Consider the following 17,835-nt stretch of genomic DNA (forward strand, 5'->3'; position numbering starts at 1 on the left):
GGGGAGCACAGATGGCTGACAAAACAATCCCGTGGTGGCGGAAGGCTCTGACCCGGGCTCTGGAGACGATTCGTACGGGATTCGGCATTTTTGCGCGCCCGGCGCACAGGCAGGAAACACCGCAGGAGCTGGCCCCGCAAACTACGCTCCAGGCAGCAACGCCTTCCGTTGCGCCCGCGCTGGACGCCCTGTACGAACTTTCCCGCAACAAGAAGCACAAGACCAACAAGAATCGGCAGAAAAACGCCCGTCTGAAGGCCGTGCTCACGGACAAACCCGCTGCAGCCACACCGGCAGAAGAGATTCCTACAAAAATTAGCCCCGCACCCCGGCCTGCCAATCCTGCGCGGTTGGCACGTCCGGTAAAACTGGCTCTAAAGCCAGCCCGTAAAGCCGTGACCCAGGCAGAAGTGCCGGTGGCCGTGCCGCCGGTTGTTCCACAGCCTGTGGCAGTGACCAAGCCGATTGCTGCCGCGGCAAAGCCCCCTCAGATCGCCGAGCAGCCCGCCTCTTTTGCGGCAAAGGCAGTTCCGCCTGCGGCAGCCCCCGCCCTGAAGCCAGTTCCCGTGCAGAAGCCTGCTGCGGCTGCTCCGGTTCAGGCAGCAACACCCAAGGCTTTCCCCCTGGCCGAACAAAAACCTGCGCCGAAGATTGCCCCCCTGCCGGCGGCCGGAAGTGAACCGAAGCTGCTGCCCGAACCCGCAAGCGTTGTTCTGCCCGTGGTGGAAGCTGCCATTGCGCCGGAACAGCCGACCGTGCTGGAAGAAGTAGCTACGCCTGTGGTTGCAGCCTTGCAGGCGGCCGAGCCTGAGCAGCCTACGGAAGAGCCTGTTGGACCTGCCGCAATCGAGCCGAAGACTAATCCAGAGCTCCAGCCTGATTCTGAGCCCGAGCCGGTTGCAGAACCCGAGCCTGTAGCCGTGGCTACGGTAGCAGAGCCGCTAGCTGCTGACCCCGTTGCAGAGCCTGAGCCCGAACCGGAAATTGTTCCGGAGCCGCTGTCCGAACCCAGTATGGAGCCAGAAGCAACTGCCGTGCCTGCCTCTGTGCCTGAACCTGTAGCGGAGAAAAAAGCAACCCTGCCCGTTGCAGCAGATGAGCCTGCTTTCGAGCTCAAAGCCGAGGCTTTGCCCGAGCCCACACCGGAACCAGAGCCCTTGGCGGAGCAGGTCGCTGCGCCGGATCAGAACGAGCCGGAAGAGAGCTTTGAAGGCAGCGCCAGCTTCTACATTCCTCCGCTGAAGGCAGCCAAGCTGCGTTCCAAGTGGCGCTTCCAGACCGAGAATGAACCCGCAACTTCTGCCGCAGAGGCCGTGCCCGTCCCGGTGGAAGAAGAGCCCACACCTGCCGCAGATAAGGCACAGGAAGAAGCTGTCGCTGAGCCCAATGCAGCCACGGAAGCTGTTGCGGAAGTGGCCCTGCCTGTTGCCGCTTTGGCAAACGCCGACCATGCAGCCGCTGTGGCGGGCATGATGGACGCTTTGATGGCCCTTACCACCCGCACAGTGGACAATGAGCCGCTGCCCACGCCATCCGCGCCGCTGGAGGAAGTGGCCGAGCCAGAAACCGAGCCAGAAGAAGATGCTCTGGCCGCCGAACTGACCCGGATTGAAGCCGAACTGGCTCTGGCCCGCACTGCCGCCAGCGCCGAAACTGAGGCTGAGGCTGAGCCCGAGACGGAAGCCGAAACTGAGCCCGAGGCTGAGATTCTGGCCGAGGTCGCCGACGCCATCGAAGAAACGCAAGAAGAAGAAGAAGAAGCCGGGGCTGAGACCGTTCCTGTGGAACCCCAGGCCCAGGAAGTTACGATAGAGATTGAAGCCCCCGAGCTAAAGCAGGCAGCCGAGGCAGAGATTCTGGCCGAGTCCGTTACTCCCGTCGAGGAAGTTGCGGCCGACCAAGCCACCGGGCAGGCATGCGAGCCCGTGGCCACGGAAGAGATTGAAGAACAAACGACTGAGCCGCTCGGCGAATCTATCGCCGCGCCGGAGGTCGAACCTAAACAGGAATCAGAAGAACAACGCGTGGAACCCGTCGAAGAGCATAACCCCGAACAGGAAGCGGTAGCCGCACTGGTGGATGAGCGAGCCGCTGAGCCCGTCGTTGAGCAGATTGCCGCGCCCGAAGGAACGGCAACATCCGAGGCCGAGCCGTCAGTTGAGCCAGAGGAAGACCTTGAGCCAGCCACCCAGCCTAACGAGATGATTGCGGAGTTCCTCGAAGTGGATCTTACCCAGACTGTCGCGGAAGAAGCAGCCGCAGAAGCTGCAACGACGGATATGAGCGATGCCGAAGCTGCTGTTGAGGCAGCCAGCGCTGAGCCTGTCGCTGAAAACCTCCCCGAGCCAGAAGCTGAAGTGGCTGCGGAAGAGGCTATTGCAGAAGCGCAAGAAGACGCCGCCCCGGCAGTAGCAGCCGATAAAGTGGCTGTGCTTGAGCCTGCTTCGGAAGCTACCGCGGAAGCTGAGCCTGCTCAGGCCGAAGCAGCCCCGACTGTAGCCGCAGAAGCTCAGCCCACAGCCGCCAGCGAGAACGACTCCGACGAGCCGTCGCCGGTCGAGGTGGACAACAAGCCCTCGCATCCGATGATCACGCGCGAGATCACCGACGATGCGGCCTTCTCCATCCTGGTGAATCAGGTCTACGAGGGCCCGCTCGATCTGCTGCTCGACCTGATCCGCAAACAGGACATCGACATTTATGACATTCCCATCGCCCGCCTCACGGCCCAGTTTCTCGCTTATGTGAACAAGCTGAAGGCGACCGACGTGGACGTGGCCGGCGAGTTCATCTACATGGCCTCGCTGCTGATCCACATCAAGAGCAAGATGCTGCTGCCCCGCACCCCGGCCAGCGCCGATGAGGCCGCCGAGGATCCGCGTCGTGAGTTGGTGGAGCGGCTGCTGGAGCACGAGCGCTTCAAGAACGCCGCACAGATGCTGCTGGAAAAGCAGATGCTGGAAGCGGCTACCTGGACCAACCCGGGCATGAAGGACTTCCGCGGCGTGACCAGCGGCGATCAGGAGATTGCCGCCGACACCACCGATCTTGTACGTATTTTCCGCGATATTCTAGACCGGCTGCGCAACCGGCCCGTCATTAACGTGGAGGAAGATTCAGTTACGGTAGGCCAGATGATGCAGTTTCTGGCACGCCGCCTGACGATGGAAGACAAGCCCATCGCCTTGCGCAAACTGCTTGCCAACACACGCTCTGAAAAATCGCTCATTGCCATGTTTCTAGCGCTGCTGGAACTGGTGCGACTGCAGGCCATTCTGCTCCGGCAGGACCGAGCCTTCAGCGACATCTTTGTGAAGAAACACTCTGGCTTTGAGCAGGTCATGAACCAACGCCTCGCCGAATCTCAGGACGAATGGCGATAAACATGCAGGAATTCAGGAGTCATCATGTCGTCTTCCTTGGACCGCGCTTCCAGTCGGCGCAAGTTCCTTACACACTCGGCCATGGTCGCCTGTGGATTGCCTATTCTGATGCAGGGCATTCCCGTTTGGGCTGAAGATCTGGCACACGCAGATACCGCCGGCTATGTACCTCCGGTGTCCCCGCGCGCACTGTACAACTTCAACATCGGTTGGAAGTTTCAACGCGAAGATGTAACAGGCGCCGAAGCCACAGACTTCAAGGACGAGGCCTGGACTCTCGTCAGCACACCGCATACTTATAACGACGTTGATAGTTATCGCCAGATCATCTCCCATGGCGGCGGAGATCGTGGCAGTTACAAGGGTCAGGCCTGGTACCGCAAGCACTTCACCGTTCCTGTCGAGTTGAAGGGAAACTGCTTCTTCCTTGAGTTTGAAGGCATGCGTCAGGCCGGTGAAATCTATCTGAATGGCAAGCAGATTGGCCTCTATGAAAACGGTGTCACTGCCTATGGCCTCGACCTCACCGATCATCTGCTCTTCGGCAAGCCCAACGTTCTGGCCATCAAAATAGATAACCGCAGCTCCTATGTTGAGCAGTCCAGCGGCACCGGCTATGAGTGGAACTCGCAGGACTTCAATCCCAACTTTGGCGGCATCAATCGCAGTGTGTGGCTGCATGTAACCGGGACTGTCCACCAGACATTACCTCTTTACTATGGTCTTGAGACGAGCGGCGTTTATATCTGGGGCGAGAATTACAAGATCGCGGACAAGACCACGGATGTAAACATCGAGGTTGAGGTAAAGAATTCCTCGTCAGATCGCGCCACGGCGGAACTCTCCGTGACCATCGTCGATCACAAGGGACGCGTTGCCGCGCAACTCGATGGCTCATCGGTTGACATGGTCAAGGGTGAAAAGACTCTGCTCACCGCGCAGGGACGCTTGAAGAACGCCCGCTTCTGGAGCGTGGAAGACCCCTATCTCTATCAGGTCTACAGCATCCTCAGCGTCGATGGAAACGTTGTTGACGTAGAGAAAACCACCACCGGATTCCGCAAATCCGAGTTCAAGGGCGGCGCTGGAAGCGGCGGCGTTTTCCTCAACGAAAAGTTTGTTTACCTCAAGGGATTCGCGCAGCGTTCGAGCAACTCCTGGGCTGGCCTTGGCCAATGTTATCCGGGATGGATGCACGACCTGGACGCCCGCCTGATTCGCAACTGCCACGGCAATCATGTGCGCTGGATGCACGTTGCGCCGCAGCGCGTGGATGCCGATGCCTGCGCCCGCTACGGCATTGTGCAGGTCTGCCCGGCCGGCGACAAGGAAGGCGACAAGCAGGGCCGCCAATGGGAGCAGCGTGCCGAAGTGATGCGCGCGACCATGATCTACTTCCGTAATAATCCCAGCATCCTCTTCTGGGAGGCAGGCAACAGCGTCATCAGCGTGGACCACATGAAGGAAATGCTGGCTCTGGCCGCACAGTGGGATGCGCACGGTGGACGCGTGGTAGGCGCGCGCGGCAATGATAACGTAGAGGCCAACGCCGCGTTGAACAACCTTGCCGGTTACTTCCCGGTCATGCTGGGCCAGGACGCACGCATCTACAAACTCGCCTCGGATTCCTCGATGTTTCGCGCCTACAGCGGCGAGCGCCGGGATCGCGCTCCCCTCATCGAGGCAGAGGACTTCCGCGAAGAGTGCGCACGTCGCTATTGGGACGTTTATTCGCCGCCCTACTTCGGCTTCAAGAAGGGCCCCAACGACACCTACGAGTTCAACAACGACACCTTCGCTCTGGCCGGCATCAAGCGCTATTTTGAGTACTGGGCCAATCGCATCTCCAACAAGGACAGGCTCTACGCGCACTGGTCCGGCTACGCCTCCATCTACTTCAACGATTGCAATGCCGATGGACGGCAGGACTCCAGCGAAGTAGCCCGCGTCAGCGGCAAGGTGGATGCCGTGCGTCTGCCCAAGGACCTTTACTACGCGCATCGCGTGATGCAGAATGACAGTGCCGATGTTCACATCCTGGGCCACTGGAGTTATCCCACCGGACCCGATGCCAAGCGCATCGTTAAAAGCATCTATGTGATCGCCAACACGGGCGCTGTCGAGTTGTTTGTCAATGGCAAGTCCCTCGGCGTGAAGAGCAAGCCCGAAGATGGCTACGTCTATGAATACCCCAATGTCGAGTTCGTGCCCGGCACCCTTCGCGCCGTGGCCAAGCTCAACGGACGGGATGTGATTGACCATCTTCTGAGCACGGCGGGCCCGGCTGCCGCCATCAAACTCACTCCGATGACCGGTCCCAGTGGATGGATTGCCGACGGCGCGGACATAGCCCTCATCGACGTTGAAGTTGTCGATGCAAATGGCCGGCGCTGCCCCACCGACGATGCGCGCATCGACTTTACCTGTGCCGGTCCGGCTATCTGGCGCGGCGGATACAACAGCGGCAAAACCGATTCAACCAATGAGCTGCACCTCAACACGGAATTGGGCATCAATCGTGTTGCAGTGCGGTCAACCCTGGAGGCAGGCACCATCACGGTAACCGCCAAACGCAACGGTCTTACTCTGGCAACACTGCACCTCAACACCAAAGCAACAAGCGAGAAAGACGGCCTCTCTACATACTTTCCAGTGCGCATCACGGGACCAGCAGAGAGTTAGGAAAAGAGCCAGCAGAGGAGGACGCATAAGCAACTGCACAATGCGCCTCCCCTGCAGCCTTTTTCTGACAAGAACAACCAGCATCCTGCCCTATGCCCACAGTATGCGATCATGGAAATATCATTCACTGTTTTGAAGCCACGCAAAGGTGTGTTTTGCTTCAAAACAACAACCTCCAGCCCGAGCAATGCAGTTTGCGGCCAGAGTTCAACCCTGTTATGTTATTTACTATCTTCCCTTCAAGTACAATTTGGGCCTGTAGCTCAACGGTTAGAGCAGGGGACTCATAATCCCTTGGTTCGGGGTTCGAATCCCTGCAGGCCCACCAAAAATTAAATATATAAATAAAACAAAATAAACAAGTTGACGACGAATTCTGGACTTCCAGGGGGAAGAGTCTTCGCCACACTTGCGCCTTGATAGGGCCATCGGGTACAGTTCTGGGTACAGTGCTGATTTTCTGGGTACAGTTCTGGAGGTACAGTGGCGACGATTATCAAGAGGCCTTCGGGCAACTGGAAGGCCATTATTCGCAAGGCTGGTTGGCCACTCAAGGCGAAGACATTCCGCACCAAACGGGACGCTGAGGACTGGGCGCGCCGCACCGAGGATGAGATGGTGCGCGGCGTTCACATCATCCGCGCCACTGCCGAGCGCATGACGTTGGCGGCAGCGCTGAAGCGCTACACCGCCGAGGTCACGCCCACCAAACGGCCATCAACCCTGGAGGGCGAGCTTCGCCGCGCCGCGATTCTGGAGCGGCATCTCGGCAAATACTCTCTCGCCGCCCTGAATCCAGAGGTCATCGCCCGCTTCCGCGATATGCGCCTTGCCGGTGAAGACCGCAAGGATGAAAACGGAAAGCCGGTTCCCCGCGCCAACAACACCGTCCGGTTGGAACTGGCCTTGCTCGGCCACCTGTTCACCATTGCCATCAAGGAATGGGGCATCGGTCTGGTAGTGAATCCGGTGATGAGCATTCGCCGGCCAGCGCCGGGGCCGGGGCGCAATCGCCGGTTGACCGAGGAGGAAGAAAAACGTCTCTTGATTGCCGTCGATGCGCACTCGAATCCAATGCTGCGTTGGATTGTGCGCGTGGCGCTCACCACCGGAATGCGCGCCTCAGAGATTCTGACGCTGCACAGGCCACAGGTGGACCTCCAGCGCCGTATCGTTCGTCTTCTCGAAACCAAAAACACGTCGCCGCGCACCGTGCCGCTGAGTGCGGCAGCCACGGCAGTATTCCGCGAGGCGCTGAATCACCCCATACGCCCCATCGACACCGACCTGATCTTTTACGGCGAGCCAGGCCGCGACGGCAAGCGCCGCCCCTACCAGTTCAATCCGGTTTGGCTGAATATCAAGCGTGAACTGAAGCTGACCAATGTGCATTTCCACGATCTCCGCCACGAGGCAGTCAGCCGTTTTGTCGAGGCCGGATTCTCCGATCAGGAAGTTTCCGCGATCAGCGGCCACAAGTCGATGCAGATGTTGAAACGCTACACGCACCTGCGCGCTGAAGACTTGGTTGAAAAGCTAGATCATCTGTCGAGCAGCAAGGCTCGATAAGCACCTTGCAAAAAGGAAGTTGGATGGCAAAGCCAAAGCGTTGCGAAAAACTTGTAGTTCCTGAATGGTTTCGTTTGCGAAACAATGAAGGCCTACGGAGCCTTACCACTCCTATTGACTGGCTGAAACAACTTGCCTTTCGTATTGACCTACGGAATTTCTGGAAAGAAATCGCGCATAATCACTTTGATCGTTCTTCAAATAGGGGTTTGAGGCGCAGTGGAACGGAGAACCGGGTTAAGCAAGCTCAGAACCCAGACAGCGTAGCTGTATGCGTTTCGACGCCAAACTCTCCGACAATCTCATTTCGGCGGCTTTGAAGGCGCGATTTGAAGCAGCTCACTGATCGGAGAGACCACTCCCCAATAAGAAAATGAATTTTCTTGAGCTTTATATCTGTTAGATATATCTTGAAGATGTATGAAGCACAATAGAACCGCCTATGTCATCCTCGGCATGCTCTCTATCGAACCCAACAAATCTGGTTACGATCTTCACAAGGCAATTGAAGAGAACTTCGGCAGTTTTTGGGGTGAGAGCTACGGGCAAATCTATCCGACCCTGAAGCAGTTGGCAGCAGAAGGCTTGATTCTGCCCAGCAAGTCGACCTCTGGCCCGGGCAAGCAACGGCAGGAGTATACGCTGACCGATACTGGGCGTCTCTGTCTCCGCGAGTGGCTGTCTCAGCCCTTTCAGAACGATCCACCGCGTAATGAATTCATGCTCAAGTTGTTTTTTGGCCGTGAGGCGACGCCAGGCGTGGCACTCGAGCACGTGCGTGAATTGCAACGCAGGAACCAACAGTCGATGGCCATGTTTGAAGACATTGAGAAAGCCGCCAATCAGCAGCAATCGCAAAACCCTCACCTGCCCTACTGGATGCTGACCCTGAACCTTGGCATGGCCATGACCCGCGCCGCGCTCGAATGGGGCGAGTCGGCGATTGCCCAACTCACTGCGATGGAAGCCGTCGGAATTACGCCCGCTCAGCAAACAGAAACGATCACGAAGAGTCCTGATCAACTCGTGAAAATTGCACCCCGGACGCACAAGCCTCACGCACTTTACTAAAGGAGAACCGCAAGATGCCTTCCACCATTCGTTCTGACCGCTCCTCTCAGATTGTTGCCTGGGCCGTCGTCAGCCTCTTCATTGCCGGCAATTTTCTCTCCGTGGTGGGCGCGTGGACCGGCCCGATCACGGGCGTCTGGTTTGTCGGTACGCAGAAGCCGCGCCGGGGTTTTCTCTGGCTGCTCGCAATCACCTTCTTTCCTGGTCTCGTCGTCAACTGGCGCAAATTTCCACTCAACGCTCCGGAGCAAGCAATGGGCTACTTGGTATTGGCCTTGCTAACGGCCGTGCTGGCCATTTTACCCCTGACCTTTCACCGGCTGGTCAGTCCCCGTCTGGCGGGATTTTTCTCCACGCTGCCGTTTCCGCTGGCGACGGTTGCCATCCCCGCGCTTGTTGTCGCACTGCACGCTGGCGTGGTTCCACAGGCCGGACCGAAGACGGTTCTTATAGCTTGGTTTGCAGCCACGCTAGTATGGATGTGGAACCGCGAATCGCGCGCCACGACCGCCTTCCTCGGCGCAGGCTTCGTTCTTGCCATGGCCCTCGAACTGATCGGTCGCTTCACCGGCGTCGCGCTGCCCATGGCCTTCCGAAACAGTACAATCGCCGGTTACGCCTGCTTCGGAGGCGCGTTGTTCCTAGCCGTTTGGGCGCTCTTTCATCCCCTCCCCGAACGCAGTTGGGCTGATCGGCGCGAGGCTGTTGCTCGACTGCAAAGCCCCTTTACCGGAGAGACATTGCAAGTGGCCGGCGAACCGGGGGATGAGGCGTTGGTCAGTAATGCAGGCGAAAGCTTCCCGGTACTGAGCGGCATTCCGAGATTTCTCAAGCCACAAGATCTTACCGGCGACAACGGCAAATACAACCACCTATACGAACTCATCGGCGGATTCTACAACGACATTCAGCGCGTATATAGTCCGCTCAAAGGATTCGACCTGGAGGATTATTTTCTCAGTTACATGCGTCTGCTGGAGGTCAAGCCCGGCGATTCGGTGCTGGAGACTTCGGTGGGCACCGGACTCAACTTCAAATATCTGCCCCACGGGGTCAAACTCTCCGGCCTCGATCTGTCGCCCGAGATGCTGGCAAACTGCCAAGTCAATCTGCGCCGCTGGGGGATGGATGCTGATCTTTTCCTCGGCAATGCTGAGACGCTTCCCTTTGTAGATGCCAGCTTCGATGTGGTGTTTCATGTTGGCGGCATTAACTTCTTCAACGACCGCGCCCAAGCCATCCGAGAGATGATTCGCGTCGCCAAGCCAGGAAGTCTCCTGCTCATCGCCGATGAATCCGAAAAGCATGTAAAGGAAGTTTATGAAAAAGGGCTCGGTAGCTTTTACAAGAACCGCAAGGAACCGGTCAGCGCTCCCATTAGTCTTGTGCCGCCCGAGATGCAAGAAGTGCACCTCGAATCGCTGAAGAACGGCATGTTCTACGCGCTGACCTTTCGAAAACCCAGAGAGGGCGATTCGGGAGATGCTGCGTTGGAAGTGGATAAGGTCGACTGTTCGTGTGGGGTGTGATCGTTGTGCAGAAATTTTCCGCTGTTATTCAGAGAACAGCTTCCCAAGCCTGCCAGAGGCCAAGAAGGATAGCCAAATTGCCGATGGCCAAATAGATATGGCTTTCGTGCTTCTTGGCCTCATGGTTTAGAGTTGGTCAATTGATGTATACCCAACTTGGCCAAGCTCCTATGAGAATCGCTCGCCTCTACCTGCGCGTCAGCACCGACGAGCAGGATCTCACTCGTCAATCAGACATCGTGGAAAGCACCCGTGCGGCTGGTTACTATGTCGCCGGAGTCTACCGCGAGAAGGCCTCGGGTGCTCGCGCCGACCGACCAGAACTGCTGCGCATGATCGCCGACCTGCAACCCGGCGAGGTGGTCGTCGCCGAGAAGATCGACCGGATAAGCCGACTGCCTCTGGCCGAGGCCGAACAGCTCGTGAGCAGGATCAGGGGCACAGGAGCGAAGCTGGCGGTGCCGGGGTTGGTCGATCTCTCCGACATTGCGGCCGATGCCGATGGTGTCGCAAAAATCGTTCTGGAGACTGTTCAGGATCTGCTTTTGAAGCTGGCCTTGCAAATGGCCCGCGAAGACTATGAGATCCGCCGCGAACGGCAACGTCAGGGCGTCCAGCTTGCCAAAGCGGCAGGCAAATACGCCGGTCGCGTGCCAGATACTGCGGCCCACCAACGCATTGTTGCGCTTCGCAGCAGGGGCCAAACCATCAAGCGAACAGTCGAGTTGACTGGGTGCAGCGCCAGTCAGGTCAAACGCATATGGGCGATGCATCTGGCGAACTCCAAAGTTGTTGGTGGTGCGTAGGGAGTGATGTCCTCTTGTTGAATCTAAGAGTTCCCGACAAGGAAGGAAAGAACGATGCCCGTCGGTTTCCTCTCAGCAGAACAGCGCGAGAACTACGGTCGTTATACCGGAGTGCCGTCGTCTCAAGACCTCGCCCGCTACTTCCATCTGGACGATGCCGACCATGCTCGGATCGCAAAAAAGCGCGGTGACCACAATCGGCTCGGTTTCGCCGTACAACTAAGCACGGTGCGTTACCTCGGCATCTTCCTGGACGATCCGATGACAGTGCCGGGCGCAGTACTGCACACGCTGGTCAAGCAATTACACCTCGATCCTATGAATGGCACATCAGCCTACAGCACAGGTGAGCAACGCTGGCTACATGCGGCGGAGATTCGAGAGTCTTACGGATACGTTGAGATTACCGAGCAGCGTGCGGCATTTCGCCTTACCCGCTGGCTCTATGCACTCTGCTGGACTGGTACCGACCGGCCAAGCGTGCTATTCGAGCGAGCAATCACCTGGTTGGTGATGCATAAGGTGCTGCTGCCCGGTTGTAGCACCTTGGAACGCTACATAGCGCGATTGCGAAGCCGGGTAGAGGAAAGACTGTGGCGCTCGCTTGCCAGCGGCGTTGGCTTTGAACAACAGAAGAGGCTGGAGAATCTGCTGGTCGTGCCTGCAGGTACTCGCAGTTCACAACTTGATCGCCTGCGCGCTGGCCCTTTGACGGTCAGTGGTCCATCGCTGGTCAAGGCTCTCCTGCGACTGCGTGCGGTGCGTGACTTGGGCATCGTGCTGCCGTCAGTAGCGCGGATACCAGCGATCCGAATGGCAGCATTGGCGCGGTTCGCAGGAGCTGCCAAGGTCAGCGCAGTGCTTCGTTTGCCGAATCAACGCCGCTTGGCCACTCTGGTCGCCTTCGTGTATTGTCTCGAAGCCACGGCACAGGACGACGCATTGGAAGTACTGGAAGCTCTGCTGCGTGACTTGTTCGGCGATGCCATCAAGGCCGACAAGAAAGCACGCCTGCGCACACTGAAAGATTTGGATCAAGCCGCAGCTACGCTGGCTTGTGCCTGCGAGATGATGCTCGACCCCAACTTGCCGGATACCGAGGTGCGCGCCAAGTTGTTTGAGAAGATTCCACGCGACACACTTACCCTGGCACTTCACGGGGTGAACACCCTGATCCGGCCCGCCGACGATGTTTATTACCGGGAGCTGGATGCCAAGTACAGAACGGTGCGCCGTTATCTGCCAACCCTGCTCGAACACATGCACTTTGACGCGAACGTCGCGGGCAGACCGGTAGCCGCCGCCATCGATTGGCTACATGCCAATATCGCAGTGAAAAAGCCGGACTCGGACGCCCCGCTCGAAGTTGTGCGCAAGCCCTGGCAGCGACATGTTCTGCGCGAAGACGGAAGTATTGACTTCCATGCCTATACATTCTGTGTGCTGGACGAATTGCAGACCGCGCTCAAGCGGCGCGACGTATTCGTGCCACAGAGCTGGCGCTTTGCCGATCCCCGCGCCGGCCTGCTCGACGGCGCTGAATGGGAGGCCACTCGGCCGATCATATGCCGGACCTTGGGACTGACGGCAGACCCCACACCGACACTGAATGCCTTGTCCGCTGAGCTGGACCGCACCTATCGTGTCGTGGCAGCCAGACTGCCGGACAATCCAGCAGTACGCTTCGAAACAGTCGGAGATAAGAACGAACTGATACTCAGTCCCTTCGATAAGCTGGACGAGCCCGCTTCATTAATTGAGTTACGCAACAAAGTGGCCAGCATGTTGCCCCGTGTCGATCTGCCGGAATTGATTCTGGAGATTGCCGCGCGGACCGGCTTTACGGATGCCTTCACCCATATCTCGGAGCGCACGGCACGGGCAACCGACCTGCACATCAGCCTCTGCGCGGTGTTGATGGCGGAAGCCTGCAATACAGGGATCGAGCCGCTGATTCGTGGCGATGTGCCGGCGCTTCAGCGCGACCGTCTGTCTTGGGTAGACCAAAACTACATCCGCGACGACACACTGACGGCAGCCAACGCCATGCTGGTAGCGGCGCAAAGCCGTCTTGCGTTGGCCAATCTGTGGGGCGGTGGAGAAGTCGCTTCTGCGGATGGCATGCGCTTCGTGGTTCCGGTGCGAACTGTACATGCCGGGCCCAACCCGAAATACTTCGGCATCGGCCGTGGCGTCACCTGGTACAACCTGATGTCGAATCAGTTTTCAGGACTGAACGACATAACAGTGCCCGGCACGCTACGCGATAGCCTGATCCTGTTGGCCGTGGTTCTGGAACAGCAGACCGAATTGCAACCCACGCAGATCATGACCGACACTGGCGCCTACAGCGACGTGGTGTTCGGTCTGTTCCGCCTGCTCGGCTACCGCTTCTGCCCGCGTCTGGCCGACGTTGGCGGCTCACGGTTCTGGAGGATAGATCAGAAGGCCGATTACGGTTCGCTCAACTCAGCCTCAGCGCATCACATCAGTTTGCAGAAAATTGCACCGCATTGGGACGATATGCTCCGTTTGGCTGGCTCGCTCAAACTCGGCCGGGTGCCAGCCACCGGCATCATGCGTACACTCCAGGTTGGCGACCGGCCTACCCGGCTGGCGCAGGCCATTGCAGAGTTCGGTCGTATCGATAAAACCCTGCACACGCTGACCTATATTGACGACGAAGCCAAGCGCAGAGCCACGTTGACTCAACTCAACCGCGGCGAAAGCCGTCACAGCGTTGCTCGTGCAGTCTTCCATGGCAAACGCGGCGAACTACGCCAGAATTATCGCGAAGGCCAGGAAGACCAACTGGGCGCACTTGGTCTGGTACTCAATATGATTGTGCTTTGGAACACCATCTACATCGAGGCCGCATTGAATCAACTGCGAGCGGATGGATGCCCCGTGAAGGACGAAGATGCCTGCCGTCTATCGCCACTGCAACACGAAAACATCAACATGCTGGGTAGGTATTCATTTTTGATGCCGGATGCCGTGGCCAAAGGAGAATTGCGGCCACTGCGCAATCCAGAGGACGCCAACTCGTGAAAATCCTTAACCCGGTTTTCCGTTCCACTGCGCCTCGAACCCCAAATAGTAACGGCTGGTTTGAAGGCGATCTTGCCTTCGATCAAGTTTTTGAACAAATCAAACAATCCGCAACCCTCGCAGTTGACGAACTTGTCGCACAATACCGTTGCAGCATAGACTTTGCCACTGTGCGTTTAGTTGACAAGGGACGTGATCCCGTTCGACCATTAACCCTCACAGATTTTTTCTTCATATATTCCATGATGGATTCAAAGAAAAGGGATTTCATTAGGTATGTTCTTGACCGTATCGAACAGGGTGCTCCATATCCGGCCTATAAGATAAAGCTTGCGAGGGACGACGACGCAGAGCAATACAATTACGATACGAGACATCCCCATGTGTCTCACGAGCATGAAGCAATGGAAACCCATCTTGAAACCTTCATGAACTTTCTGTTGAATTTGAAAAGATCGGATTCAGAAGTTCACGTTTTAGACACTGTCCTCGGCAAGGGAGAGATTGACGCCAATCCAGGTTTCATGAACGATGCGATTGAGGATCACATCTACGGAGGATTTACTTCGTTTTTTGCAATAGATACCAATGTTCCGTATGAGCAAGCGAAGCATCATTTCAAGAGATGCTACGAAATGTGCCAAGAAAAAACAAGTGGCAAGACGATAGAAAAGGAACAGTACGATTTATGGATAACAAACGGCGTCCTTCTGTATATAGACTTGCAACTTTATGTTGAGATTGAAAAAGAAATTCACCAGAATCCAAATCTGAGAATCATAAATAGCGAATTGGCAAGAAACATATACCCAGAAGGAAGAATGCGAGATGATCCAGACCGGGTTTCAGACATTACAAAGCCAGAAGCGGAAAAGCTCATGGACCCGACGAGTGTCCGCTTTCGTCAACTGCTCTTCGCTGCACATAGCGGTCAGATGAGCGGAAGCCCCATGTAGAGATTGCGCGCATTATAGACGAGAAAACGACAACATGCGCCTTTCGATTTGCCGATATTTTTTGGTCAAAAAGTTGTCCTGTAACCAATTCTGTATGTTCGCTATTGTCTCCCTAGACTTCGAAAACAAGGGAGATAACTATGTTGTCCACCGCAGAAATACTGATCGCAAAATATGGGCCTTTGATGACTTTGGCCCAGTTGGCCGCAACTCTTGAACGCTCAATCGAGGGACTCAGATTCGGACTACGCAGCGACAACGATTTTTCCAACAGAGTCAACGCTGCCCGTGTGCGTTTAGGTCGGCGCGTCTACTTCCACACCGTCAAGATTGCATCTGTTCTCGATTGCCAGTAAGGGGCGATTTCGATGCCGCCTCCATTTGGATCAGGTGCGATAATTCCCGCGCGTTCGGATCGTCGAAATGCAGAGATTACCGCGAAGCCACGTCGCAATCAACTTGCTTTGACGCCACTTGCCCAGGTCATCACACCGGCATTACGAAAATCAATTATTGGACCGTCGCCTATTGAGTCTCGCCTGCTCGATGCGGCAGCAAATGACGACGGCAACGATTCAATCCTGTACCAGCACAGCATATTTTGTCAGACCTACTTTCCTTACCGCGATCCAGGCACCAACGTGCGGCTCTGGGAACGCCGCAACGGCCAGGTTCATCTTGAGATCGAAGCTGGCCGTGCGATGCACCCGACACAGCAGAAGATAATTGATGTCGGCCTTCCTTTCGGTCCTAAAGCGCGCATGATTCTAATGCACCTAAACCGGGAGGCCATTGTCACCCAATCTCCCATAATCGAAGTTGGCCGCTCGCTGACGCATTTTGTTGAGCGCATCTTGGGCTTCTCTTCCCACGGTCGTAATATCCGAACAGTCAAGGAGCAGCTTACGCGACTCTCGACCGCCTCGATCCGCATGGGCTTCGCCCACGATGGACACGCAGTCACAGTGACCTCAGGCATTGTCAAAGCATTCGATCTTTGGATGCCGAAGGATGATCGGCAGCGTGTTTTCTGGCCCTCGGAAATATCTCTATCGATCGATTACTTCAACGACCTCATCGAGCGCGCGGTTCCAGTCGATGAGGCGCACATAGCAGCGCTCTCTCATAGTGCGCTCGCGCTCGATATTTACAATTGGCTGGCCCAGCGCCTTCACAGGATCACAGTAGAAAGGCCGCAAGCCGTCTCGTGGTTGTCATTACATGAACAATTCGGGCAAGGATACGCTCCAGAGCGGATTTTCAATTTTCGTCGCGTTTTTCGCACCGCACTTCGAGAAGTGCTGACGGTCTATCCTGCCGCCCGCGTTGAAGATGATGAAGCCAAGAGAGCGCGGCGTCATTACCACAATGGCCATGCCATCTGGCGTACAGACCCATTGTCAGGTCTGAAGCTCTATCACAGTCCACCGCCTGTCAAGAGGTTGCTCGGCAATTAGCGCCAGCCTGTCGCGTCTCGTTCGCGCATACTGCTTTATCGCCGGTCAAAATCCACAAAACCACGATCACTTTGTATTGAGTCTAATCTATCTAGCTGATATATAGTCTCTTACGTCGCTGACACGTTTTCCACGATCACTTTGTATTGGATGGTTGCCCTCTCTGAGGAAATCGTTCAAATCTGACCATTTTCCACGATCACTTTGTATGAAGAACCGCGATCACTTTGTATTGTAAGGCACGATCATTTTGTATGAGTAGCCTGTATATAAGCCTATAGCTTTCCGGTAGTTCACAGCTCTTTTCGTGTGCATCTGTGGAAATCGAATGGCGCTCTGACAGAAAAATACTGGCCTTGTGAAGACGGGCAGTACATATTTGCTCTTCGAACGAAGAGTTGTTGCAATCAGGAGTTCCATTGAACCAAGGAAAAACGCAAAAAAACCTCAGCGAATGGCGTGGGGATGGGCATTGGAAGTGCCGACGAATAAGCAAGGCAGAGTGCGACCAGCAGTCTACAGGCCGTCTGTGAGCTTGGAAATCGTGATTTTGAGGCCGGTCGCCAGCGTCTTGAGCATCGTCAGGCTTGGGTCTTTCTTGCCCGTTTCGATCTCTGACAGGTAGCTCCGGTCCATCGCCAAGAAGTCCGCCATCTCGACTTGGGTCCAGCCACGGGCCTGCCGCAGGGCACGGATGCGCTCTCCGAATTGTTCGCGAATATCAGCAGTGGACACCTTTTGATCGTCGCGTTATCCTACGGGAAGCCTGTTGGCAATTGCCTACAGTGGCGCATTTTGTTTAGGTTGGGTTGCCGTTTGTCTCGGCACCGGGAAGGGAGTTACAAAACGCTCTATGGCGGCAGAATTGACCCATGATGAAGTAAAAAAGTGGGCGGACAGGGTGCACAGAGAAGCCCGCCGCAATCCGCGCTTTGACCACAAGGCTCCCTACACATGGGCTGCTGTGGGCGAACTTGCCCACGCGATTTGGAAGGCCGGCTACCGGGAACCCGACCGTGACATCCTGTTCGACCTGGCGACGGATGTGCTTATGATCGAGGTCAAAACAAGAAACCTTCCTCGACGACCGCGCAAACACTATGACTCTGCTGTTCGGCTGTGTTTCTTGAACCACGATTATTTTCGAAAGAAAAGACCGCTTTTGCATACAGTCGGAGAGCTGAGTTGGATTATTGACGGGGCACAATTCAGTTCAAAGGACACTGAGGAGTACCTGTGCGAGAAACTTGGCTTTGCCGTTATGTGGGGAATGCCATTCATAGGACACTACGGCGGCTCTGAACCAAAACGTTAGGGAACAATTTGATCGG

General features: G+C 56.4%; 12 protein-coding genes and 1 tRNA gene. 12 read left to right on the forward strand and 1 reads right to left on the reverse strand.

What is annotated here, in order from left to right:
- Positions 1–11 precede the first annotated feature (11 nt).
- The 11 genes from ACOBR2_RS19440 (at position 12) to ACOBR2_RS19490 (ending at position 16,504) form a co-directional block, all read left to right on the forward strand.
- Entirely contained in the window at positions 12–3,383 is a 3,372-nt protein-coding gene (locus tag ACOBR2_RS19440) for a segregation/condensation protein A (RefSeq protein WP_420237740.1), read from the forward strand.
- Between the two features lie 24 nt (positions 3,384–3,407).
- The gene (locus tag ACOBR2_RS19445) at positions 3,408–6,065 is read left to right on the forward strand and encodes a glycoside hydrolase family 2 protein (RefSeq protein WP_420237741.1); all 2,658 of its coding nucleotides are present in this window, start codon (positions 3,408–3,410) and stop codon (positions 6,063–6,065) included.
- Positions 6,066–6,317: 252 nt separating this feature from the next.
- A tRNA-Ile gene (locus tag ACOBR2_RS19450) sits at positions 6,318–6,393 on the forward strand.
- 155 nt (positions 6,394–6,548) lie between these two features.
- Entirely contained in the window at positions 6,549–7,634 is a 1,086-nt protein-coding gene (locus tag ACOBR2_RS19455; protein WP_420237742.1) for an integrase, read from the forward strand.
- A 420-nt stretch (positions 7,635–8,054) separates the two neighbouring features.
- A complete protein-coding gene (locus ACOBR2_RS19460) occupies positions 8,055–8,705 on the forward strand; it encodes a PadR family transcriptional regulator (protein WP_420237743.1) in 651 nt (216 codons plus the stop codon).
- A 14-nt stretch (positions 8,706–8,719) separates the two neighbouring features.
- Positions 8,720–10,234, forward strand: coding sequence for a methyltransferase domain-containing protein (locus ACOBR2_RS19465; RefSeq protein WP_420237744.1), 1,515 nt, complete (start codon positions 8,720–8,722; stop codon positions 10,232–10,234).
- 143 nt (positions 10,235–10,377) lie between these two features.
- Positions 10,378–11,040: a recombinase family protein gene (locus ACOBR2_RS19470; RefSeq protein WP_420237745.1), complete on the forward strand. Its 663-nt coding sequence runs from the start codon at positions 10,378–10,380 to the stop codon at positions 11,038–11,040.
- 54 nt (positions 11,041–11,094) lie between these two features.
- Positions 11,095–14,091 (forward strand): Tn3 family transposase, encoded by a 2,997-nt coding sequence (locus tag ACOBR2_RS19475; RefSeq protein WP_420237746.1) that lies wholly within the window; start codon positions 11,095–11,097, stop codon positions 14,089–14,091.
- Positions 14,088–15,047, forward strand: coding sequence for a hypothetical protein (locus ACOBR2_RS19480; RefSeq protein ID WP_420237747.1), 960 nt, complete (start codon positions 14,088–14,090; stop codon positions 15,045–15,047). Before ACOBR2_RS19475 ends, ACOBR2_RS19480 begins: the two co-directional genes overlap by 4 nt.
- A gap of 140 nt (positions 15,048–15,187) precedes the next feature.
- Complete coding sequence (locus tag ACOBR2_RS19485) at positions 15,188–15,403, forward strand: DNA-binding protein (RefSeq protein ID WP_420237748.1); 216 nt, start codon at positions 15,188–15,190, stop codon at positions 15,401–15,403.
- A 12-nt stretch (positions 15,404–15,415) separates the two neighbouring features.
- Positions 15,416–16,504, forward strand: a complete 1,089-nt coding sequence (locus tag ACOBR2_RS19490; RefSeq protein WP_420237749.1) for a replication protein RepA — start codon at positions 15,416–15,418, stop codon at positions 16,502–16,504.
- A 516-nt stretch (positions 16,505–17,020) separates the two neighbouring features.
- On the opposite strand, the gene ACOBR2_RS19495 is transcribed toward ACOBR2_RS19490, so the two are convergent.
- On the reverse strand, positions 17,021–17,239 hold the full coding sequence (locus tag ACOBR2_RS19495) for a helix-turn-helix domain-containing protein (RefSeq protein WP_420237750.1): 219 nt from the start codon (positions 17,237–17,239) through the stop codon (positions 17,021–17,023).
- Between the two features lie 34 nt (positions 17,240–17,273).
- On the opposite strand from ACOBR2_RS19495, the gene ACOBR2_RS19500 reads away from it, so the two are divergent.
- Positions 17,274–17,819: a hypothetical protein gene (locus ACOBR2_RS19500; RefSeq protein ID WP_420237751.1), complete on the forward strand. Its 546-nt coding sequence runs from the start codon at positions 17,274–17,276 to the stop codon at positions 17,817–17,819.
- The last annotated feature ends 16 nt before the right edge of the window (positions 17,820–17,835 follow it).

Origin of the sequence: Telmatobacter bradus, from assembly GCF_048629425.1 — a bacterium.
Lineage (GTDB): Bacteria > Acidobacteriota > Terriglobia > Terriglobales > Acidobacteriaceae > Telmatobacter > Telmatobacter bradus.